The organism is Rufibacter sp. XAAS-G3-1, assembly GCF_013623775.1.
Lineage (GTDB): Bacteria > Bacteroidota > Bacteroidia > Cytophagales > Hymenobacteraceae > Nibribacter.
In genome coordinates, this window is record NZ_JABFAM010000012.1 from 128,688 (window position 1) to 150,930 (window position 22,243).

The 22,243-nt window shown below is 46.0% G+C and carries 17 protein-coding genes; 7 read left to right on the forward strand and 10 right to left on the reverse strand.

Features of this window, described 5'->3' with window-relative positions:
- Nucleotides 1–11: 11 nt before the first annotated feature.
- The 3 genes from HHO50_RS14885 to HHO50_RS14895 are packed head-to-tail and all read left to right on the forward strand — an operon-like array spanning nt 12 to nt 3,720.
- Nucleotides 12–2,189 carry a glycosyltransferase gene (locus tag HHO50_RS14885; RefSeq protein ID WP_181306860.1) on the forward strand — a complete coding sequence of 726 codons (2,178 nt, stop codon included), beginning with the start codon at nt 12–14 and terminating at the stop codon, nt 2,187–2,189.
- Complete coding sequence (locus HHO50_RS14890) at nt 2,186–2,980, forward strand: ABC transporter permease (protein ID WP_181306861.1); 795 nt, start codon at nt 2,186–2,188, stop codon at nt 2,978–2,980. Before HHO50_RS14885 ends, HHO50_RS14890 begins: the two co-directional genes overlap by 4 nt.
- A 5-nt stretch (nt 2,981–2,985) precedes the next feature.
- Nucleotides 2,986–3,720 (forward strand): ABC transporter ATP-binding protein, encoded by a 735-nt coding sequence (locus tag HHO50_RS14895; RefSeq protein WP_181306863.1) that lies wholly within the window; start codon nt 2,986–2,988, stop codon nt 3,718–3,720.
- A gap of 38 nt (nt 3,721–3,758) precedes the next feature.
- On the opposite strand, the gene HHO50_RS14900 is transcribed toward HHO50_RS14895, so the two are convergent.
- The 7 genes from HHO50_RS14900 to hrpB form a co-directional block, all read right to left on the reverse strand.
- Nucleotides 3,759–4,940 (reverse strand): O-antigen ligase family protein, encoded by a 1,182-nt coding sequence (locus HHO50_RS14900; protein WP_370457606.1) that lies wholly within the window; start codon nt 4,938–4,940, stop codon nt 3,759–3,761.
- A 1,016-nt stretch (nt 4,941–5,956) separates the two neighbouring features.
- Entirely contained in the window at nt 5,957–6,340 is a 384-nt protein-coding gene (locus HHO50_RS14905) for a hypothetical protein (protein ID WP_181306867.1), read from the reverse strand.
- A gap of 276 nt (nt 6,341–6,616) precedes the next feature.
- Nucleotides 6,617–7,081 carry a type II toxin-antitoxin system VapC family toxin gene (locus HHO50_RS14910; protein WP_181306869.1) on the reverse strand — a complete coding sequence of 155 codons (465 nt, stop codon included), beginning with the start codon at nt 7,079–7,081 and terminating at the stop codon, nt 6,617–6,619.
- Nucleotides 7,081–7,317, reverse strand: coding sequence for an antitoxin (locus HHO50_RS14915; RefSeq protein ID WP_181306871.1), 237 nt, complete (start codon nt 7,315–7,317; stop codon nt 7,081–7,083). Before HHO50_RS14915 ends, HHO50_RS14910 begins: the two co-directional genes overlap by 1 nt.
- A gap of 345 nt (nt 7,318–7,662) precedes the next feature.
- Nucleotides 7,663–8,097, reverse strand: coding sequence for a hypothetical protein (locus tag HHO50_RS14920; RefSeq protein ID WP_181306873.1), 435 nt, complete (start codon nt 8,095–8,097; stop codon nt 7,663–7,665).
- Nucleotides 8,098–8,466: 369 nt separating this feature from the next.
- The gene (locus HHO50_RS14925; RefSeq protein ID WP_181306875.1) at nt 8,467–9,585 is read right to left on the reverse strand and encodes an acyloxyacyl hydrolase; all 1,119 of its coding nucleotides are present in this window, start codon (nt 9,583–9,585) and stop codon (nt 8,467–8,469) included.
- A gap of 1,367 nt (nt 9,586–10,952) precedes the next feature.
- Nucleotides 10,953–13,391, reverse strand: coding sequence for an ATP-dependent helicase HrpB (gene hrpB, locus HHO50_RS14930; protein WP_181306877.1), 2,439 nt, complete (start codon nt 13,389–13,391; stop codon nt 10,953–10,955).
- Nucleotides 13,392–13,546: 155 nt separating this feature from the next.
- On the opposite strand from hrpB, the gene HHO50_RS14935 reads away from it, so the two are divergent.
- Entirely contained in the window at nt 13,547–16,018 is a 2,472-nt protein-coding gene (locus tag HHO50_RS14935; protein ID WP_181306879.1) for a UvrD-helicase domain-containing protein, read from the forward strand.
- Nucleotides 16,019–16,212: 194 nt separating this feature from the next.
- On the opposite strand, the gene HHO50_RS14940 is transcribed toward HHO50_RS14935, so the two are convergent.
- Nucleotides 16,213–16,554: a GNAT family N-acetyltransferase gene (locus HHO50_RS14940; RefSeq protein WP_370457607.1), complete on the reverse strand. Its 342-nt coding sequence runs from the start codon at nt 16,552–16,554 to the stop codon at nt 16,213–16,215.
- Between the two features lie 214 nt (nt 16,555–16,768).
- Here HHO50_RS14940 and HHO50_RS14945 point away from each other — a divergent pair, with 214 nt between their 5' ends.
- From HHO50_RS14945 to HHO50_RS14955, 3 genes are all read left to right on the forward strand, one after another.
- A complete protein-coding gene (locus HHO50_RS14945) occupies nt 16,769–16,933 on the forward strand; it encodes a hypothetical protein (RefSeq protein WP_181306883.1) in 165 nt (54 codons plus the stop codon).
- Nucleotides 16,881–17,459 (forward strand): DUF6169 family protein, encoded by a 579-nt coding sequence (locus HHO50_RS14950; protein ID WP_181306885.1) that lies wholly within the window; start codon nt 16,881–16,883, stop codon nt 17,457–17,459. The genes HHO50_RS14945 and HHO50_RS14950 overlap by 53 nt, the downstream gene beginning before the upstream one ends.
- Before the next feature lie 405 nt (nt 17,460–17,864).
- Nucleotides 17,865–19,667 carry a mechanosensitive ion channel family protein gene (locus tag HHO50_RS14955; protein WP_181306887.1) on the forward strand — a complete coding sequence of 601 codons (1,803 nt, stop codon included), beginning with the start codon at nt 17,865–17,867 and terminating at the stop codon, nt 19,665–19,667.
- 501 nt (nt 19,668–20,168) lie between these two features.
- On the opposite strand, the gene HHO50_RS14960 is transcribed toward HHO50_RS14955, so the two are convergent.
- Both HHO50_RS14960 and HHO50_RS14965 read right to left on the reverse strand, forming a co-directional pair.
- Nucleotides 20,169–21,254, reverse strand: a complete 1,086-nt coding sequence (locus HHO50_RS14960) for a putative zinc-binding metallopeptidase (RefSeq protein ID WP_181306889.1) — start codon at nt 21,252–21,254, stop codon at nt 20,169–20,171.
- Between the two features lie 78 nt (nt 21,255–21,332).
- Complete coding sequence (locus HHO50_RS14965; RefSeq protein ID WP_181306891.1) at nt 21,333–22,229, reverse strand: transglutaminase family protein; 897 nt, start codon at nt 22,227–22,229, stop codon at nt 21,333–21,335.
- Between the last annotated feature and the right edge of the window lie 14 nt (nt 22,230–22,243).

The following is a 22,243-nucleotide window of genomic DNA, read 5'->3' on the forward strand; positions in this document are numbered from 1 at the left end:
ATACTTAATAAATGATTTATTGGTTATTGACAACCGAGTATCCTCCATTCTATGGCGGAGGAATAGGAACTTATTGTTACCAATGGGCTAAAATTTTAAAATCCAAAGGACACGAGATCACCGTTTTTCTTCCTAATGATGCCATCACTGAATTTGCTGAGAGAACAATAGAGGGTATTAGGATTGTTGAATTTTCTCCGCATTTAGTAAATACTGCTTCTTTTTTAGGGTTTGAAACGATGATCAGCTACTCTTTTGCTGAGATAGTTAAAATTTATACTGAGAAAGAGGGGGTTCCAACCTGGGTGGAGGCCCAGGAATATAATGGAATTGCTTTTTTCTTATTGCAGAAAAAGCATCTTGGATATCCGCTTTTTAGAGACCTCCAGGTTCTGATAACCTGCCACGCGCCTTCTTTTCTTTACTACGAATTCAATCACGTAAATAATTACAAGTTACCCTACTTCTGGATTGGGGAAATGGAAAAGTATTGCATACAAGCCGCAGATGTATGTATATCTCCAAGTCAATACTTAATTGACCGATTACAAGAAAGACATTCTTTCAATAGAAAGTTTTATGTGCTGCCCAATCCGTTTCAAATTGAAAGTGAGCCAATTGAAAAAGGCACCGCTGGTCATCAGGTAATATTTTTAGCTAAGCTCTCTCCTGCCAAGGGGATATTGCAAACTTTGCAGTCTTTCAAGAGTTTGTGGAGACAAGGTCATAAGTATAAATTGAAATTAATAGGTAATAAGAATTACTTTTATCATGCTAAACAATGCATGATGGGTGATTACATCATAGATTCCTATTCAGAATTTGTAAAGCAAGGTTTGTTAGAGATGACAGGGGCACTACCTCCTAACAAAGTTAAGGTAGAGTTAGGAGATGCTAAAGTTATATTGGTTCCTAGCACAGTTGACAATTTCCCTTACACCGTGGTTGAGTGTATGGCTGAAAAGAAAGTGGTGTTAGCCTCAAAACAGGGAGGGCACCGTGAAATTATAGAAGATGGCATTAATGGATTTCTATTTGACCACTCCCAACCAGATAGTTTAGAGGAAAAAATCAACCAGATTTTTTCCTTGTCTGAAGAAGAATTGATGGTGATTGGCAACAACGCAGCAAATAAGGTTGCTCAGGAATGTGATCCCACTGCTTATCATACTAAAAAGATGCAAGTGCTGGAAATCTGTAAACAAGAGGTCTTGCCAGTCAAAAATTTTATTTATACCCATAATGGCCCTGAGATAGAATCTGACTTTGCTGGAAAATCTAATGGAAACCAGGAAGCCCTTTTATCTGTTGTGGTTCCCCATTATAATATGGGACACTTGGTAAAAGAAACCATTGATTCCATTAAATCTTCTACATATCAAAACATTGAGATAATTGTATTGGATGATGGGAGCGATTCACCTGAAAGCCTGATGGTTCTTCAGGAGCTACAACAAGATAATCAGATAACAATAGTCACACAAAAGAATAAAGGGTTAGCTGAAGCTAGAAACGCAGGGGCTTTAAACGCTAAAGGTGATTTTTTAGCGTTTTTAGATGCGGATGATACCGTGCACCCAAATTACTTCTCAAAAGCGGTTGACGTATTGAAGTCTAAGCCCAATGTTCATTTTGTAGGATGCTGGGTACAGTATTTTGAAAATTCAAACTCCGTTTGGCCAGCTTTCAATCCAGAACCGCCATATTTGCTTTTTCACAACATGGTCAATTCCAGTAGTTTAGTTTACAAGAAAGAATCATTTTTGGCAGGTGGATTGAATGACAAGAAGTTTGTGTACGGTATGGAAGATTATGATAGTGTCATAAACTTAGTGGCGAATGGGTACAAGGGAGTAGTGCTGCCCGAGACTTTATTTAATTACAGGGTCAGAAAAAATTCAATGGCCCGAGGTTTCAATAATGAGAACAAAAGTTACCTATATAAGATTTTAGCAGAAAAGCATAAGACCTTCTATGATAACTATGGGGTTGAAATCTCTAATTTACTAAATGCCAATGGCCCGGGGTTTGAAATTGAGAACCCTACCATGGACTACCATTTATTTTCAGGAAACTCTAAGTATCATAAAGTACTCAGAAAATTGTTTTCTATAATCAAGCAGCAACCACTTTTGCGAAAGATAGCCCTAGCGGGCTACAGTAAAGTAAAATCAATACAAGTATTATGATCAAAATGATTACCAGTTTCTTAGTTGGATCAAATAAACTGGAACGGCTATGGCTATTAGCCAAAATTGAGTTCAAATTAAGATACTATGAAAACAACCTCGGGTTGTTATGGGCGCTTTTGAAGCCTTTAATGGATGTTGCTATTTATTATATTGTTTTTAAAACAATTTTGAAGACGGATGTTCCAGCATTTGCTTCTTATCTATTCATTGGATTAATTCTGTGGAATTTTTTCGTTGAAAGTACTTCTGGTACTGTTCAGATACTTCAGACCAAGAAGTATCTCTATGAATACAGCAACATGAATAAGATGGAGATCTACCTTTCTACGCTTTTGAGCAACAGCATCGGCTTCTTCTTTAACTTAAGCATGTTTGTTATCTTCCTGAATTTTATTGAAACAGATCTAGTAGGGCTTAGCTTATTGAACCTTTGGATTGTGCCCCTGTTCGTCATCCTTTTTATATTATCTCTTGCTCTTTCCTTGATTCTCTCCTGTATTTATGTGCTAGCAAAGGACATTACACAAATCTGGCAGGTGTTTACAGCCGCACTCTTTTTCCTTTCTCCTATTTTCTACAAGCTGGCGTTATTCAAAGAGTCACTTCCTGCTTTGACGTATATCAACCCCATTGCCGGTATCATAATAAATGCCAGAAAAGTTATGATGGAAAAGAGTCTTCCTGATTTTGGGCTGTTATTCTTTGATTTAGGATACGCTCTGTTACTATTGCTGATAGGTTTAATTATGCTGAATAAGATTGGAGCAAGAGCTGCTGAAAAGTTATAATATTTATGGAGAAGGAATTTGCCATTGAAGCAAAAAATATAAGTAAGACGTTTCATATTTCAGAAGACAGTCACAATACAGTTAAGAACCGGCTCTTTAACATTTTTAAACCCTCCAGGAGTAGATATGTGCCAGCGGTTAAAAACATGTCTTTTGAAATTCTGAAGGGCGAATGCATAGGCCTGCTAGGCAGAAACGGCTGTGGGAAATCAACTCTGGTAAAGCTTTTGGCAGGGGTTTATCCAAGTGATAGCGGGCAAATTCGTATCAATGGTTCTACAATGCTCATGAATTTGGGAGTTGGCATGAGCCATGAACTTACTGCCCGTGAAAACGTCTATGTTTCTGGATCTGTGCTGGGCCTACGCATTAAGGAAATTGATGCAATCTTCAAAGAAATCATTGAGTTTGCAGAGCTAGAAGAGTTTGTAGATACTAAGATTAAGTTCTTCTCTTCAGGTATGGTGGCACGCTTAGCTTTTTCTATTGCGGTGAAAGCTGGTGCAGATATCATGTTCCTGGATGAGATTTTTGCAGTAGGTGATGTTAAGTTCCAGGACAAAGCAATCAAAGTATTTGAAAGCTCTTGGATTGAAGGTAAAACTGTAATCTTAGTTAGCCACAGCATGGAAGTAATTCGGCAATACTGTAATAGAACAGCTTTCCTGAAACACGGAGAACTAGTTTTCTATGGCGATACTGAAAAAGCCATAGAACTTTATATGGAAGATAACCAGTAAAACCTAGAATATTTGCAAATACCAAACAGTCCGGCAGATTACTGCCGGGCTGCTTTTGTTTTATGGCCTTCTGTTAGCAAGAAAGGAATAAAGAAGCCTACCAACATGGTTCCGAAGTTCTTGCCAAAATAGACTTCCGTGATCCAGGCAGCGGCAAAGGTTAGGATAACGATTATGGCCAATCCGTTCTGGTGCTTGTAAGCAGAAGCCAAGGGCAGGATTAGCCAACCCATCAGGAAGAGGAGAAACCCTACAATCCCTAAGCTAAAAAGGACATCCAGGTAGTTGCTATGGACGTTCTTGTCCGTTTCAATGGCTACATAAAAGTTCTTCTCTTTGTATTTTTCAAGAAGGGCCGCCTCTTTATCTCCCAAGTCTACCCCTTTCAAAGGGCTGCTCTGAAATACCTCCAGGCCGCAGGTCCAGGCAGCTAATCTGAAATTCGCCCCGTTCCACTGGTCTGGGGTGACCTCCATATTGTAATGGCTTTCCTTGCCCCGGCTTTCAAAATCAAAGCTTCTATAGGTGAGTTCTTTGTACCGGTTAAAAGTAGAAGGCATTAGCTTGTTTATCGCCATTATTCCTAAAAATAGGCCTAAAACAAGAGCGGCGCCTTCTACTATTTTCCGGTGACGGATAATGTAGTAAAAGCTAAAGCAGAGGGTGGTAACCAGCAGTAGCGCCAACATGATTCTGCTGGCTAACAAGTAGCTAAAAGCAATAAGAAAGACAACCGCCAGCAGCATCATTCCTTTTCGCTTAGTCTTTCCAAAGAGGATATTCTTAGTGAAAATGAAAATGGACAGATTGACGGCCAATGCCACATAAATAGATTGCTGTCTTGTGACGCCAGTAAGCGCATCATTGTACATATAATCTGTTCTATTGAAGGTAGTGGCGGCATATATGCTGGTAACTAAACACAGAACAGCTACCAGGGTGGTGATGACGGCAAAAGAAAGTAAAATCTTTTCCTTCAAACTTTTCTGGAGTTGCAGCAGCCCAATACTTGCGGGAAAGAGTAAAAGCGGAAGCCTTATTTTCAAATGGTGCATACCCCTTGCCACATCTTCTGACAGCAGCGTACTGATTACCAACGCCAGGAAAAAAACAAGCATGCCCTGTATGTGTGGTCTTTGTTTCAAGGTGTCCCATTTCTCCTGCAAGGTGCTTAGGGAAAAGCTGTAAACCACCAGCAAACCTGTCACTACCGAGTTCACACCACTCAAACGGGCGAAGTAAAGGGTTATAAAAAATATGAGGACAAGTGCGAAAAAGCCTTTTTCTTTCTTATTAAGTTCTTGTATACTGGTAATCATCTTAAAAATATAGAGGCAATGTTGGATTGACTGGTGTAGGTATCTTTACTTAAGGCTGGCCAATGGTGTTTATTGAAAGCCAATGTACTCCCCGGTAAAGTCTTCTTCTACAAAAGTAACCAATGAAATGACTTTAAACGCTGATGTAGAGCGGCCTTTTAAAAACCAAGAAGTGCGAAAAGGGACCAATGTGGAAAGAAGCATTGTCTTTACGCCCATGTTCCTGTAAGAACGCTATCCCTTAACCTTACCTTACGCCATCCTGCCGTGGTTCCCGGCGCGGCGAGTCTGGAGACCCGCTTCATCCCGTGTCACGAGACGGGATGAAGCGGCAGTACTTATCAAACCTGTTTTCCGCAGCACCGCCTGCTCCAAAGGCCTCGTAGTGCGCACAGCTCCTACAAGTGTCTGCGCCCATTCCGTTTTTGGCCCATTTTCCGTAAAAAAGCCCCAAAACGCATCAGTGGGGCGCTTGCGGAAGATCAGATACCCTCCCTCAGGTTTACAAATGCACTGCGCACGTATCATTCTTACTTATAGGAGAATGAAGTAGGCCCTCATCTGCAAAACAGCTTCAACACCGCAATATCAAGCATATACAATCTCAAGTAATGGTTTTTCTTATAGAACCTGTTTAGAGTTTTTCATTAACCGGTATTTTAAACAATTCCTCTGGGGCAAGCAACCGGTTATACTTTTGTTTTGAGGCTATTTCTATGAAAACAGGCCAAAAACAAAAGGTTTAGCTGTACACTGCGCATGCAGATGCTTGTACCGTCGTTTTCAGGCTACTTTTATAAAAACAGGCCAGAAACTCTAAACAGCTTCATGCTTTGAGTATAGAAAGGACAAACAAAAAAGGGTGCGGGTTTAAACCCGCACCCCTCAAAAAGATGATTCTGCCGGAAGGCAACTGCTTAACCGTTATTTTGGCCACCTTGGTAGTCGCCGCCGTTGTAGCCACCTACTACGTTCTGATTGTGTACATCATCGTCATTCGCGTTGCCGCCGGTATTTCCGGTGTTGGCAGTGCTGGTCTGACCTGCGCCAGCGTGTTTGCCACCGCTACGTTTTCCGCTGGAATGCCCGGCACTTACTTTTTTACTTCCTCTACCCAGAAAGAAGCCGTAGGCAATCAGTCCAATTCCTGCTGCAAAGGCTACATACTGCTTGTCTTTGTTGCGCAGTGATTGATAAAATTTCATGCCTGAATCTGCCGGATTGTTAATGATGTTGGAGATTTCCTGCGGATTTTGGATGAGGTCAGCAAGGGCTTTGGTTTCTTGGTTATTATCTTCCATAGTTTTAAAGGTTTATGAGGTTTTAGGTACGGCTTTTCTGCCTGAAAGATGCCTCTTGCCGGGGAATTAATCAGTTTGGGGTAGGAAACTTCCGCTTGTATCTTTCAATATAAGAGACCTCTTCCCCAGTAGTCAGAAACAAACTAGCTTGAATGACAGAAAGTCTATGTCATTAAGCCACTTCTTTAGAAAGTTTCTTGTATTCTCTGAAAAGAGCGTTTAACCACACGTTTGGGATAATGCCAGTGGCAATGGTTTTCGCGCCATAGCAGGACATCATCGGCTAGTATAAAAAACGTGCAAGGCCGTCGGCCGTGGCATGGCTTTTATACAATGTGTGCGCATCGTTGTTTTATTTTGCCCAATTCTCAATCCTGCTACCCTGTTGAATTCTTTTTCATTGTTGGTAACTAATGTAGTATTAAGGCTTAGGGCATGTGCGGCAATCAAGGTGTCAAGCGGTCCGATAGGTGTCCCCGCCTTTTCAAGACTTGCCCTAATTTTACCGTATTCTACGGCAGCATTATAATCGAAGTCTTTGATGTCCAGCGGCACAAGAAATTGGTTCAGCGCCTCTAGGTTCCTGTCAGGGCTGCCGCTCTTTCTTATCCCATATTCCAGTTCAGCAAGTGTGATAGTTGAAATCCCAACGTTTCCAAGTGTCAACTCCTTGAACCTCTCCAGTACAATCTCGGGCTTCTTCTTTATGATGTAGATGTTTGTATCCAGAAGGTAATCCACTAGTCAAATGCTTCCCTTTTCTGTTCTAACGGCTGGCTTCTCTCCTCCATGAAGTCAGGAGTGAACTTGCTTAGGCTTTCAAAGAGGTTCTGCCATGGGTTGTGGAATGGGATAAGGTAAAGGGCATTTCTAAGCCTTTTGACATAGACTTTGTCATCATTTATTTTGTGGCTTTCAGGAATCCGGATTGCCTGTGAACCAGATTCGTTCTGTATCTTGATAGTCTCGAAGGCCATGTCGTCAGTTTTTGGGGTTTGTTCTTAAAATTAACGATTTCTTCTGGATTTTCGTTTTTTCTATGAGCACCATCTTAAGAATTCTGCTTTGTAGCAAATGCGGGCTTAACACGCACCAATCATTGATAGTGGTATCAATTGTCCTTGCAGGTAAACGTAGTTGTGCGTAGCAGCGACACTCAGCAAACTACCGGGCAGCCAACCGTGCGGAAAACTAGTGTGTTTTTGCTTTAAGTTGAGTAAAATAGGCCAGAAACGGTAATGCATGAGAGGCTGCCATACCAGCCATAGAAAAGCCGCTCTTAACTTATGCAAGAGCGGCTTTTCTATAAAGCGTAAGTACGATTAGTTACCCGGCCAGGCATTCCAGGGAATGCGGCTAAGGATAAGGATCAAACCCAATCCGTAGAAAATGGCAATGGTTTTGAAGCCGCGGTTAGTCCCAATCTGGCGCTTCGCTTTGGAGTAGCCAATGGTGATCAGAACTACAGCCAGAACCATCATTAAAGGATGCTCCAGGAAATAAAGACGGGAGGTGGCATCTTTCATGGCGGCACCGGAGGCATTTGACACGCCCAGCGGCGATACAAAGTACAGGATCAACCCAATCACCCACTGGAGGTGCGTTGGGATAAGTCCTAATAAACCTAATTTCCGGCTTCCCTCAGTAAAGGTTTTCCCCCCGAAAAGTCCGGCCAGAGCGGAGATCAACGAGATCGCTACCCCTAAAAGCACCAGATAGGCCAGGTAAGAGTGCGCATGCTGTAGTCCTGTGTACATCGTTTCAATAGTTGGTTGCAGGTGTAAAGATAGGCACTCCCTTCTTTCCTGCCCTATAGTCTTAGGTGCAAATAAGAAAAACTTCACTGCCTGAGGTAGAAGATAGAAGCGATGCCTGTTTTTAGAGCATGTTTAAAATTTGCTTTCGTAAGCGAACACGGCAAGCGTAAGGTTCTGCGGAAGCCTGTTTTGAGCCTCGTAGCAGGGTTGCGAAGGCGATCAAAGCGCGAACGCAGGTTCTTGCTATGGGCTTTTGCAGCACGAAAGGCAAAGTTTAAACAGGCGCTTAGGGTGTTTTTTTAACAACCCTTAAAACGGTTGACGGTTCATGTGATGCCACCGATGTTATCTTATGCTTGTTCACAGCACCTATAAGTGAAGACCAAGTCCCCATTCAATCACATTGGCATGGCCGTCATGGGCCATGAGCAGGGCGCTGGCAGATAGGTGTTTGAAAATCATGTACTGCAGGCCATACCGTTGGTAGAAATCAGGGAATAAGTGGTGCGGTTGGTACACGTACCGCCCAAAATGGAACACAAAAGACAAGTGGCTCAGGTGTAGTTCATGCCCTATGAAAATTCCCGCCGAACGTTTGTCTAAGTACCCCTCCGGATAATTCATTCCTTGGTTCAGGTACTCTTCCCCAATGGCCGTATCAAAGATGGCATCAACTCCCAGCAGCAGGGAGTTGGTATAGGTGAACCGTTTGCTCGCATAGCCCGACATCGTGTACACCGGGTGTTTGAAGTCATCCCTCAAAACCTCCTTCACACCGGCCGCCATTCTAATGTTCATGCGCAAACGCTTGTCAATTTGGGGCGCGGTGGAGTCTTGTTCTGTTTTCGCTGTAATTGCGCCCTTTGGCTGGTAGCGTACCCCAAGACCCAGCAAAGGCATATTCATCCCGTTGTTGGATTGGTTCAGGCTGCCATTGGAGAAGTGGCGGAAAGCAAAGATAGCGTTCAGAAAAACCCGCTCCCCCATGGGATGTTCATACCTCAGGTTACCCCGGATTGAAAAGGTAATGGGGCTGCCAATGGCTTTGTTGTTTTCGTTGGAAGTGGAGTTGTAGTGGCGGGTAGTATACACCAAGCCAGAGCCAAGGTTATACCGCAAACTACCTTTGCCAATTTTGGCAAGGGGGCCGTCCAGGTAAGAGGTGGCCGTCACAGATTCACCTAACTCATCTGGAACCATGTAATTGAAATAAGACAGCGCAAACCCAAGGGCCGGGAGTTTGTATTTCCGTTCCCAGTACCTTTTGCCCAGGGTTTGTTTGTTGGCATAGAGTTCCACCCCATGAAGATTAGAGTAATTGAGGAGGGAGAGCCCAGACCGGTAACGGAAGTACCCCCCATAGTACCCGTTCACTCCAAACGACCACGGGCCTTTCCCATCTGTCGCATTCTGTTGAGCCTGTGAAGAAGTTGGGAAAGCGAACGTAAGCAGCACAAGGAGAAGAATGACGCGGGACAACTGGAGCATAGAAGCAGAATTACCTTAGACGAAGACGCGCCTACAAGCGGGTGAGATTGAATGATATGGCAAAATAGAAAATTGTTTGAAAAGGAAGATGCTCTTCCTGAACCTGTTTAGAGTTTTTCTCAACTGGCCTTTAAAGCAACTCCTCTGTTGCAAGCGGCTGTAGGTGCCATGCATTTTTAGGCTGATTTTATGGAAACAGGCCAAAAACAAGAAGTTTATCTGTACACTGGCGCCTGCCGCTGCTTGAACTGCCGTTTTCAGGCTATTTTTATGAAACAGGCATAAAACTCTAAACAGCTTCACTGTCTAAAATTGAACCTGCTAAGAGTTATTTACTAATGTTACGCACTCCTGCTGGCGACTCGCTTCATCCCGTGGCACGAGACGGGAGTCGCGCGCCTTTTTTTGTTGGCTCCCCCTGCCGCCTGCTCCAAAGACCTTGTAACGTCCGGAGGATCTGCGAGCGTCTCTGTGCCGATAGCTCGCCAATCAGGAGATTGGCTGTCCCTTGGTGCGCAGAGCGCTGTCGCTAACTCTACGCACAACAATAGTATGGTTCCTGGTGACTCCGGCGACTTGTTTCATTCCTAGGTACGTGACTGGGGCCTTGTGCCAATTGTTCTTAAACCTGTGAGGTCTTCAAGACCTCATAGGTTTCCGCGTTTTAGGCCCGTTTTGCAGGAAACAGGCCCAAAACGCATCAGCGGGGTTCCTTTCTCTGCTGGCTAATCTTACCCCATAGAAATTTTGTGCGTATTCCGTCCCCCTTTGAGGGTCTAGGATGATTCCTCGTGCAGATCCACGCATTCCCGATGCTTTACGTCTGCTATTTTTACATCGGATAAAAGTTCATTGCCTCTTTTTCCGCTTCCTCATCCTCCTACCCCCTTCAAAGCTGATCTTACAGGGAAACTTTTACTAACATTGCTGTTCGGGATTTCCAATCCCGAACCACTCGGTCGGGGATTTATAAATCCCCTTCGCGCCAGTTGGATAGATACGGGGATTGATAAATCCCCGACAGAGTCGTTTCAGATTGATAAATCCGAAAGGGCGGGAAGGTAGAAAACGCCTTTTCTTTCATTGAAATGGCTACTGTTTTTTCCCTACAAGATGAGCTTAAAAGGGGGACGATCAGATAGCGTTCTTCACATGCTGGAAGTATGGGAGTAGGTCAACTCTCTACTGGAGAGGGGGCTAAGAGTGAGGCTCTCTCACCAGGTTATGCGTAGAGTTAGCGGCAGCGCTCTACGCATCCTCGTACAGCCAATCTCCTGATTGGCGTTACACGTATTCGCACTTTCCGGACAGCTAATTCTCTGATTAGCATTACACGGATTTCCAAGCCATTTCAGCCAATAAATCCATTACCGCCAAACTACCCTCGGAAACTTCCTTAGCAGCATCGGCTGCAACGCCGGGTACTCCTCTTGCCAGAAGTGGCGCAGGTTGTTCACCACCTTCAACGGTTTTAGATCTGGGGTGAGCAGGTGCAGGGCAACGCCCACGTCTCCGGCATCTACGGTAGGGGTATGTTCCCAGGCCAGTACGTCTTGCAGACGGATTTCCAGCAGGGGCGGTTGGGCGTTGCCGGGATAGTAGAGTTCCATTTCGTGGCCGTCTGGCAGCGTTAGCGTAGCGGGAGCCAGTTCTTCCAAGCGTTGCCGTTGCTCACGGCTCAGCATATTTTGCAGCAGGGGCAGCAGGTCAATGTCAAACAGGTCTTGGCCGATTTCCACGTCCTCTAAGTGATAGGCCAGCCATTCATTGCAGGTCATGAGTAGGGTAGGAGTGCTGAGGTCAGGGAAGCCTTCGGTGGGGTGCCATTTGCGCAGGCAGAGCACACGGTTCTGGAACTGCTTCACTGCGTCAGAGAAATTGAGCCATTGCTCACCCTCACGTTTAATGGTCTCGCAGATGGCGGGGATTAAAAAACGTTCATCCGGTTCGGGCAGGGGCTTGCTTTGGAGCACGATGGAGCCGATGCGCATGTCACGGGAGGCGGTGAGTTCGCCTTCTTCGGGGTCCCAGGAGACCACGTCTTTCTGCTTTACCAGCGGAGCCAGGTCTTTGGGGTTGAGCGGCGAGGCCAGGAAAATGCGGCCCACGCCTTCGCCGCCGGCGTGCAGGTGGGCAATGGCCAGCCAGGGGTCATGCGCCAGGTCATCGCGGTGACCGGCCGAGGCGTATTTGCCGTTGGCCAGTTGGAACTGGGCGTTGTTGCCGGGGCGGGCGTAGGCGATGCGCTCTGGGTAGCAATTGGCTAGCAGCACGCCGGTTTCATAGGGGTCAACAGCCGTGTTCTCCGGTTCAATAGAAAACATACGGCGGTAAGAGGCAACAATCTTTTCAATCTTCGCGAAGCGCTTTTGGTGCAGCCCTTCTTTGCGGGTTCTTCTAAGCGCCTCAATGCGTAGGTTCAGGTCAATACCGGCTTCGCGGGGCAGCGGGTCGCGCTCTTCCAGCAGGGCGGCAATGTCGGTGGCCAGGGCCAGTTGGTCGCTTTCCTGGGCGGCCAGCAGCATGTGCGCCAGACGCGGGTGTGTGGGCAGGGCGTGCATTTTGCGGCCGTGGGCGGTGATGCGGCCGTTCTCCAGCGCATTGAGCTGGTGCAGGGTTTCCTGGGCGTACAGCAGGGCGGCTTTGGGCGGGGGAGTGAGCCAGGTAAGCGCCCTGATGTCTGAGATGCCCCAGGCGGCCATGTCCAGCACCAGCGGGGCCAGGTCGGCTTCCTGTATCTCAGGGGTGCGGTGCGGGGCCAGGCGGGCGTGCAGGGCCTCGGTCCAGAGGCGGTAACAGGTGCCGGGGCCTAACCTTCCGGCCCGTCCGGCGCGTTGGTCGGCGGCATCTTTGGAGATGCGCACCGTCTCCAGGCGGCTGAGGCCGGTGGCGGGGTCAAAGCGCTGGGTTTTGGCAAAGCCGGTGTCAATGACCACAGTCACGCCTTCAATAGTGAGGCTGGTCTCGGCAATGGAGGTAGCCAGCACTACTTTGCGTTTGCCGTTGCGGTCTGGCATAATGGCGGCGTACTGCTTGCCGGGGGGAAGCATGCCGTACAGCGGGTGGATGGCCACCTCGCGCAGGCCTTTCCGGAGCAGGGCCTCTACTTTTCTAATGTCTTGCTCGCCGGGCAGAAACACCAGCACATCGCCTTGCTGTTCTTGCAGGGCCTTGCGGATGGCGCAGTCCGTCATTTCATGGAGCAGTTGGGCATCGGTCTCGCCGGCGTACTGCACGTGGATGGGGTATTGCCGGCCCTGGCTCTCTACGGCGGGGGCGTTGAGCAGGCGGGTGAGCTGGGGCATGTTGAGGGTGGCGCTCATGACCAGAATGCGCAGGTCGGGGCGAAGGTGGGCCTGGGCTTCGCGGCAAAGGGCCATGGCCACATCGGCGTGGATGCTGCGCTCATGGAACTCGTCAAAAATGACCAGCCCCACGCCTTTGAGGGCATTGTCTGAGTGTAGCATGCGGGTGAGAATGCCCTCAGTAACTACCTCCAGGCGAGTCTTCTCTGAGATGCGGTTCTCAAACCGGATGCGGTAGCCCACGGTCTGGCCCACTTCTTCGCCCAGCAGTTGCGCCAGCCGCTCGGCAATGGTGCGGGCCGCCAGCCGGCGGGGTTCCAGCATGATGATTTTCTGCCCGGTGAGCCAGGCCTCGTCTAAGAGGGCCAGCGGCAACAGGGTACTCTTGCCCGCCCCCGGAGGCGCGTTCACAATCAGTGTGTTCTGGGCGGCAAGGTGTTCCCGGACGGCAGGGATGATTTCCCGAACGGGCAGGTCTATGGTATATGGGTTGAAAGGCAAGGGGAGGGGTTTATTTTGTGGTGAGTTTGCAAAGTTAAAGTTCGCACATTTTGAATAAAAGACAGGCAGTAGGTATGAGTAATAAAATTAATTTGGCTTTGGCAAAGAAAATATTGAAAATTTTATATATTTGATAAAAAACAATCACTAAAATCATGAATCTAAAATTTATACCGATAAATGGAATCTGTGATAATTTTAATTATGAATCTTTTGAAGAATCTGTAAGAAAGGTTTTGTCACCAACATGTAATGAGGCTTCAGTCTTTCTTCTTAAGAATTTCCCAGCTGTCATATCTACTGAGGCTTCGATTGACTTAATTGTCGTTTTAGTAGTTAAGCAAAAGCAAGGTAGCTACTTTAGAATAAAAAGAGGAGACAGGTGGGTGTATCTGAATAATCTTATAATTCCTGTGAACTTCGTAAAAAATAGTAAAGATTCTAAGGTGTCTATTGATAATTCTGAATTAGTAATTGATGATGAAGTTTTAGACTATAGTTCAGAAATTAAAAGTATAAAATTTGGGTTGATTAATTACCTGGTGAATAAATGTAAATTTTCTAAAAATGAAGTGTTCATTCATCCTATTGTATTTGTTCATAATAGCGTTAATCTATTATATGGGAATTACCTAATTTATGAAAAATTCGATTTTTATGCTTTGTTAGAATATATAAAAGAATATCCAAGTGATTATTTGTGTTCATATAGAAAGTGGAAAACTGATAATGTATATGATAACCTTGGGGTTGAATTAGAAGCTATTGTAAATCAGGCTTCATATGATAGTTTAACAGGATATATAACAAAGAAAAAAATTGATAGGATAAGTAAGAGTGTAAATAGTAAAAGAGCTATTTATAATGAATTGAACAAAAATTTAATTATAGTAGAAGGTAAAGCTGGTACTGGTAAATCAAGTGAGCTTTTGCTTTTAATGCTGAAGTGCGTTGATAATGGCAAAAATGCTTTCTTTCTTACCTATAATAAATTGCTAGTAAATGATATAGCAAAGACTGTTAAATCATATTTAAATTCTAAATCATATTCTTCTTCAACTGATAAAGTGGGGCAGTATTCTGTTGTAACACTTCATTCATTTTTTTACAATTTTTCAAAGTCGTTAGGAGTTTTGCATATCCTTTCACAGGAAAGAATAAGTAAAATAATTGGTCTACTTGATACTAGAACTAATGTAGTTCTAAATAAAGCAAAAGATCTAGTTTGTGTAAGAAATATTAAGTATTTAGACTTTAAAAAGAGCAATCTAATAAAAGAGATTTTTCAGAATGATAGGTCTCTTGATAATGGAACTAAAGAGGTTGCTATTGATTTTGTAAACTATATATTCAAATCTAATTTATTAAATTTGGATAATATAGAACAGTCTATGGATGTGTTTAGAAAATATAAGGGATCTCTGCTTAGGAATATTGAGGTTGATAAAGTGTTTTTAGCTGACTACTATGGAGTATTAGAAAACACCTTGTTAATTATAAGTAATACAAGTGATTTTTATAAGAAACACAATGTTGCTGATAAGTTTGATTTATTAGGTAGCCATTTAGAGTTAGAAGATAAACACTTAGAAATAGATGGAAACGAAATTAAGATTTCGGAAAAAGGCTTTACTGAAAAAGTAAATAGAAGAGTTGGTTCGAGAAAACGTAGAAGAACAGTTTTTGTGGATGAGGCCCAAGATTGTCATCCTTTTGAAAAAGAGATTTTATTCAGAATGTATGGTGTGCCTAATTTAGTTATTTCAAGTGGAGGTAAAGAGCAATTAATTAGACATACAGAATTATGTAATTGGGAGGTTTTTAATAAAAAGAAAAACGAATTTAATAAAATAAGGACAAGTAATAAATCTTATAGAGTAAAAAAGAGTATATTGAATTTTTGTAATTTTATAGCTTCAAGATTTCAAGTTGATTTAAATCTTGAAGCTATAGATACTGAAGATGTTGGTGAGCTTATAATTGATTTTAGACAATCCCCTTCTGAAAAAGATGTTACTTCCCTTTTTAATAATCTTTTGTTAAAAGGAGAAGTGAATGGGTGTACTACATATGAAAGTTTGCTAGTTCTTGTAGATTCCGATTCAAAGAAGGATAAAGGTGCAAATATCACAAGTCCCGAGGTTCGTCAAGGTAAGATAAATGAATATGGCAATATCGAGGACGCTAAATTGACAAATAAGGTAGAATGGAAGTTTAAATCAGTATTAAACCAGCAAGTTGATTTTTGGGATGGGACAATTAATAAGGGTCAGTTGCCAGTTCCTAACTCTTCGGAAAGTAGATTGATTTATTACGATTCTTGTAGAGGATTAGAATCTTGGGCTGTAGCTTGTTTTGATATTGATAAATTTTTTAATCAAAAGATTGAAGACCCTGATGCTGAAAAATTTTTGATTGAGGATTTGTTTTTAAATCTTCAGAACGAAAAGAGAAAATCAATGTTTGCGGCTACTTGGGTGCTAATGGCTTTCACTAGAGCTATTGATACTCTTTATTTAAAAGTTGAAAATCCGAATTCTGAGCTCGGGAAAGTCATGTTAGAATATGTAAACTCCAATCCTGAAAACACTAAAGTTTACGGTCTAGAAGTTAATTCTATAGTGTAATTAAAAGGGACGTTAAATGTATTTTTACAAATTTTTATAGATTTGATGTTCCAAAGCCCAACAGAGCAGATGGGCAAGTTCTAATCATTCAATGCCGCAGCCGCCGTCACAAAGCTATTTACTCCATACTATCTTTAGTTTTTTAGCCTTATTTACCAAAAGTAAGCCAAAAACGGAAAAATCAAAATCTCACTTCACCCCACTACCAGCCGCTCTTTAAACAGCACATCCCTAATAGATTCATCTTTCTTGAAGAGCATTTTGGCGAAGGGGCACACCGGGTGAATTTTGATGTTTTGGGCGCGGGCATACGCTACGGCCGCCATGACCAATGCATTGCCAACGCCTCTCCCCGAAAAAGCTGGGTTCACCTCTGTATGCTCAATCACCAACTTCTGGGGGTTGGCCCAGGTATAGGTGAGCAGACCCGCCTGGGCCTTTATTTCAATGGCTTCAAAGTACCCATCGGTGGGCGTGTTTACGTGTTTGATTTCCATGGGAGTGAACGGTTTGGTAGGGTAAGGTACAAAAAGAATTCAATTGCCTGTGTTGCTGCGTATTTTCTGTTTTTGGCCTCTTTTTCCCAAACCAGCCTAAAAACAGCTTTGCTTAATTCAAATGAGCAGCTACAGGAGAGGTAAGATGTAAACCACTTTGGTTTCAACATTGTATAGAAATATACTTTCTTTGTAAACAAGCTGTTAGGGAAGCAAACGTTTCTTCAGCAAACAATTAAGAAAGGAGCGCCTTATGGCAACCGAAACAAATAAGAAGTTGGAGTGGGACAACATTGTAAAGCAAATGGCCGCTGACAAAAAGCGCATTGATGCTTCCCTGGAAAACCCCGAAGCGCAGCAAATCCATGGCATTACCTTCGTCAAACCTGAATCCTTACGAACTTTTAGAAGTAAGTAGTGGATTTCAGTTCCTAACGGATCAGGGTAAAGCCTACGTAGTATATACAACTGAAGCAGAAGGGTACTTTCCAGAAGGTACCCTTTTTGCTGCCCACACACTTATGTTTGGGTTTAAGCCTCTGCGTGAAAGCCAACGTTCTTTAGAAGAGATTACATCTCCATTCCAGTCTTTCACAAAATCCCGTTCCATTGAGTTTGACCCCAGGATTTCAGATACTATTGTTTCTTTCATTCGGGAACTATTCAAAGACAAAAGAACCGTGCTTCTGTATGTATATGATCAGGCAGACGACAGGCAACAAGTTCGGGCTAAGCTCTTTGATATATGGTTCCGGCCGTACAGAGTTAAGAATATGATCAAAGTCACTATCGCCAACACCTCTTCGGTGTACGCCTGTATGCTCTTCAGCAGTGATAATCCTTATAAAGGTGAGATAGAAGACTGCTTGCTAGAAATGATAGAAAAAAATCAGCTACTACTTGAATTAACAAGAGAATACTTTAAGCTCCTTCAATCAAACTGAAAGTACATCCTGTTTATAGGCAGATTTCCCTAAAACAACTTACAAACAAGATTTGCCTTCTATACAGGTAGGAAACACAGGTCAACCCCGCTTACGAAAGGCCAACACGCCGCTGGTCTTAAAACGCCGCTATGGCGCGGGCCCCTTCTCGTGCAAAGATGGGGAGAGAACGGAGCCCGTACATCAGGAAAAAGGGAAGGAGCGGCAAGAAGGCATTTTTCGCCTCTTTTCTGGAAAGGAAGTGAAAAGCTTACCCGGAAAAAGAAGTAACCAGGCGCGTAGCCAAAACGTTTGTAAAGCTTGCAGGGGTGACATCCTAAGGCAGCAGAGCAATGAGGAAGGCAACCGTTTTTCCACGCTTCTAGTGAGGCTGCTCTCCTGTACACGTAGTAAAATCAGCTTCTCATGACGTATTCAGTGCCATTCCAATTACCGCCTCCTTTCCTGAAAAATCAGTCTAACCCGTACCGGTTCCTATGGGGTTTCTGGTTGCTTCTGGCAAGCTTTGTGGCCGTTCCGGCGCAGGCGCAGCTTGTACCCGAAGCAGATACTTCTGCCGCCGTAGAGGCGGTGGTGCCAGATTGGGCAGAAGATACCCTGGGTCGGCGTACGCCCCGCGGGGCGGTGCAGGGGTTTATCTCGGCCATTGCCAAGGAGAACTATGACAAAGCCGCCCTCTATCTCAACCTAGACAGCACCCTGCAGCAGAAGCAGCACGGGGCCAAGCTGGCGCATGCCCTGCAGCGCCTGCTAGACCAGGGCGGCGAGATCATTCCGTATTCCTTGATCAGTGACACCTACACCGGCCGGGAAGACGATAACCTGGGGCCAAACCTTGACCGGGTAGGTTCGGCCACGGTCAATGGCGAAGAATTTGACTTGTTTCTGGAAAAGACCGAAGATACGGAAGGAGGGCCCGTCTGGCTTTTCTCCTCCCAGACCATTCAGCGCATTCCAGAGGTGATTGAGGAGGCAGACAAGCCCCTCGCCAATAAAGTAATGCCTGAGTTCGCCGTAGATACCAAATGGAACGGCGTGCCCGTGGGGCAGTGGTTTTTTCTGCTGCTGATTGCTGGCCTGGCCTACACGGCGTCTTGGGTGCTCACGCGGCTGGTAGTGTTCATCTTGCGGCGCAGCTGGCGCAAAGCCCGCGAGGAGCACATTGCAGGGATCATCCACGCGTTCACCTTGCCTATTCAACTGTACCTGGCTTTGTGGCTGTTCATTGCTACTACCCAGCGCGTGGGCATCTCCATTATTGTGCGCCAGCAGTTTAGCCAACTTACCGTGCTCATGGGCTTGGTGGTGTTTTTGCTGCTGTTGTGGCGGCTCATTGAGGTGATGTCGCAGTACCTGCAGCGGCGCCTGACCCGCAAACGGAACCAGGCGGCTTTGTCGGCGGTGTTGTTTCTGCGGCGGGGGGCCAAGATTGCGATCATCGTCTTCGGCATCATCGCCTTTTTAGGCATGCTGGGCTTTGACGTGACCACGGGTCTTGCCGCCCTGGGGATTGGTGGTATCGCGTTGGCGTTGGGCGCGCAGAAAACGGTAGAGAACTTTGTGGGCAGTGTGACCCTCATCGCCGATCAGCCCATTAGGGTAGGGGATTTTTGTAAGGTGGGCGAAACCGTGGGCACCGTAGAGTCCATTGGCATGCGTTCCACCCGCCTCAGAACCAATGACCGCACGGTGGTCACTATCCCCAACGGCGATTTCTCCTCGCAGCGCATTGAAAACTACGCCCACCGCGACCGCGTCTGGTTTCACCCTACCTTCGGGGTTCGCTGCGATACCAGCCCCGACCAACTCCGCTACCTGTTGGTGGAACTCAGGGCCATCCTGTACGCTCATCCTAAGATAGATCCAGAGTCGGCCAGGGTACGGTTTGTAGGGGTGAGCGCGTCTTCCTTTGATCTGGAGGTCTTTTCGTATGTTTTGACCAGCGATTTCAATGAGTTTCTGGAGATTCAGGAAGAGTTGCTGCTACGCATGATGGATGTGATTGCGGCCAGTGGCACCGATTTCGCCTTCCCGTCCCAGACCATTTACCTGGGCCGCGACACGGGCAAATCAGAAGAGAATACCCAGGCTGCCGAAGAAAAAGTTAAAACCTGGCGCGAGACCAACGATCTGCAGTTGCCCCGGTTCACTCCCGAACGGATAGAGAGCCTGCGGAATACTATTCCGTATAACTCACAGAAGAAATAGGCCTGTTTTTGGGAAATCAGGGATAAAACACCCCCCCCACCCTGGTAAGCTTCATCTTCAGCTCCTTTTCCCGTGGAGCCATGCTGATGCGTTTTTGGGCTGTTTTGCAGAAAACGGGCTTGAAACGGCATTGGCGCAGACACTCGTAGGAGCTGCGCGCACTATGAGGTTTTTAGAGCAGGCGGTGTTGGGGAAAACGCGAAAACCTGTGAGGTCTTGGGGACCTCACAGGTTTGATAAGTACTGGCGCGAGACTCCAGTCTCGTGACTTAGGATGAAGCGAGTCTCCAGACCCGCCGGAAACCACCAGCACGATGGCGTAACAGTAGGGAATTAGCTGGATAGACTTTTTTTGTTGTCCTCCTGCAAGGCTCTTGGTCGCGAATGGCAATAGCGCTCCATCAAAGCTATTCTAGTTCGCCACCAAGAGCCTTGCAGGAGGACAGGGAAAAGAAGGTGCTCTTATTTCTGACCGTGTCCTTAAGGGTGGGGTACTTTATGCTACAACTCCTGGTTCCTTTTCCGGTTCCGTTGGATTAACTGGTGGATGTAGCGTAGTTTCTCTATCACCGGCTGTGAGAAAGTCTCGGGGAGCAGGTCGGGGAGGCCCAGGGAGCGGTTCACTTCGTTTACTTTCAGGCTTAGGTCTGCATAGCGGGTCAGCATTTCCTCTAACTGGGTGTCTACCAAATCTTCACTCGGCAATTCCAGAAGATCTTGGTTATCGGCGGTGTCCAGGACGGCCATCATGTCTAGGTAGGTACCCCAGGTTTCGGCGAAGTCTTCCCAGGAGTGCATGGTGGCGTAGGCGCTGATGTAGCGAAGGGCCCAGTTGGCTTTAGGCCCGTTTCTGTAGTACTGATCCATGGCATCAGAATAGGAGGGATTTTCATGATCCCCGAAGATGGCTTTGTAGGCCTCCTCGTCTTTGCCCTGTACCAGCAACTGCCAGTAGTAATGGCCAACCTCATGCCGGAAATGCCCGATCAACGTGCGCTGGGTTTCGCCGAAGGCCACCCGCAGTTTCTCGCGCTCTACCGGGTCGGCTTCACTGAGGTTGATGGTGATTTTGCCATCGGCGTGGCCGGTAAATACTTTTTCGCCCTTTTCCAAGCCTATCCAGCCTAAAACGGGAGAAGCTTCTATGTCTTCTTTGAAGTCAAAGGAGAGGGGCAGTTCAAAGTTTTGGGCTTTGGAGCCGTAGGGCAAGCCTAAGGTATCCAGCAGATACAACAGGCGGCGTTTGGCTATTTCCAGGTGGTACCATTTCTGGGCGTTGCCCTCCACAGATAAATCTGGGATGGTTTCGGTGAGCTGACAATAACGGCACAGTTGATAGAAGTTGTGAGGAGGGCCCTGCGGTGCTTCTATCATGCGGTTGCAAACATTGTGTGCCGAATAGTTGTAGCATTTTACCACGTGTGACTGGCACTGGGGGTTGGTACAGGTGTAGCCGCCTTTCCCGTCCAGTTCTATGGCGTGCATGCCTTTACACACCGGGCACCAACCCACTTCTCTGTTGCATGACACACAGAAGGAGTTCTCAAAGAATAGCTTATTACCGCAAGTGCAGTGAAATGTCTTCATTCAAGTAAAATTCGTTAGCTTTGCCTGCTGGTTTTCTTAAAACAGCCGTTTTTCGCAGGAACTAGATTGTTTCTGCTGTTAGGCTTGCACGCTGGTTTGTACGGGTTGCGGGATGTTCTCTGCCCCTTGAAGGGGCGTTACCTGCACGCCATAATTTGTCTTTTGCTTGCCGTTGGTCTTGAGCGTTCCTTTGATGGGGCTACAGTCTGAGTAGTCTGAGCCGTGGGCTGCTTTGAGGTAATGCGCATCAGCGAGCAGGTTGTTGGTGGGGTCAAACCCCTGCCACCCGAAACCCGGAATATAGGCCTCGGCCCAGGCGTGCATGACCGCCGAGCCGGCCAGTTCCAGGCCTTGGTTCAGGTACCCCGAGACGTACCGGCACGGAATCTTGTTGAGCCGCGCGACGCCTATGAAGATATGCGTGTAATCCTGACAGACCCCGCGGCCCAACTTCAGGACTTCGTTTGCCGAGGTACACACGTGCGTAGGTTCGGGGTCAAACTCCAGCAGGTCAAAGATAAAATTGTTTAATTGCTGCAGGTACTCATACACGCCCTGGTTGGGCTGGCGCATGAGTAGTTTGGGGCGGTAGGCTTCTTTGATGCGGGTGTAATGGTCAAACCCCAGGTACAGGTGATTCTCCAGGTAGAAAGAATGGTCATGCAGCAGGCGTTGCTCTTCTTCTACCGGCAAGGTGTCTTCCAAGGGAAAAGGCATCACACTTTTCTCCACAATGGCCCGCATCTGGAACTCAAACTCCGTGAACGGTTCTACCGAGTACAGGTTGGTCACTTCAAAACCGAACGGGTTGGTATGCTGAAACACCTCGGCGTCCAGAGAGTTGGTCATGGTCACGTTGCGCACCACCTGGCTCTCGTTTTCGCAAGGCAGGATCAGGAAAGAAAAGAAGGCCTCCCTTACGTTTTCGGCATACGTGTTATGGGTGCGGTACACCACTTCGTATTCTGTCTTCATATAGGCAAGGCCCA

Coding starts and splice junctions, on each gene's coding strand:
- HHO50_RS14885 (WP_181306860.1), top strand. CDS start 12: ATGATTTATTGGTTATTGACAACCGAGTATCCTCCATTCTATGGCGGA.
- HHO50_RS14890 (WP_181306861.1), top strand. CDS start 2,186: ATGATCAAAATGATTACCAGTTTCTTAGTTGGATCAAATAAACTGGAA.
- HHO50_RS14895 (WP_181306863.1), top strand. CDS start 2,986: ATGGAGAAGGAATTTGCCATTGAAGCAAAAAATATAAGTAAGACGTTT.
- HHO50_RS14905 (WP_181306867.1), bottom strand. CDS start 6,340: ATGGAAGATAATAACCAAGAAACCAAAGCCCTTGCTGACCTCATCCAA.
- HHO50_RS14915 (WP_181306871.1), bottom strand. CDS start 7,317: ATGGCCTTCGAGACTATCAAGATACAGAACGAATCTGGTTCACAGGCA.
- HHO50_RS14920 (WP_181306873.1), bottom strand. CDS start 8,097: ATGTACACAGGACTACAGCATGCGCACTCTTACCTGGCCTATCTGGTG.
- HHO50_RS14925 (WP_181306875.1), bottom strand. CDS start 9,585: ATGCTCCAGTTGTCCCGCGTCATTCTTCTCCTTGTGCTGCTTACGTTC.
- HHO50_RS14935 (WP_181306879.1), top strand. CDS start 13,547: ATGAATCTAAAATTTATACCGATAAATGGAATCTGTGATAATTTTAAT.
- HHO50_RS14945 (WP_181306883.1), top strand. CDS start 16,769: ATGGCAACCGAAACAAATAAGAAGTTGGAGTGGGACAACATTGTAAAG.
- HHO50_RS14950 (WP_181306885.1), top strand. CDS start 16,881: ATGGCATTACCTTCGTCAAACCTGAATCCTTACGAACTTTTAGAAGTA.
- HHO50_RS14955 (WP_181306887.1), top strand. CDS start 17,865: ATGACGTATTCAGTGCCATTCCAATTACCGCCTCCTTTCCTGAAAAAT.
- HHO50_RS14960 (WP_181306889.1), bottom strand. CDS start 21,254: ATGAAGACATTTCACTGCACTTGCGGTAATAAGCTATTCTTTGAGAAC.
- HHO50_RS14965 (WP_181306891.1), bottom strand. CDS start 22,229: ATGAAGACAGAATACGAAGTGGTGTACCGCACCCATAACACGTATGCC.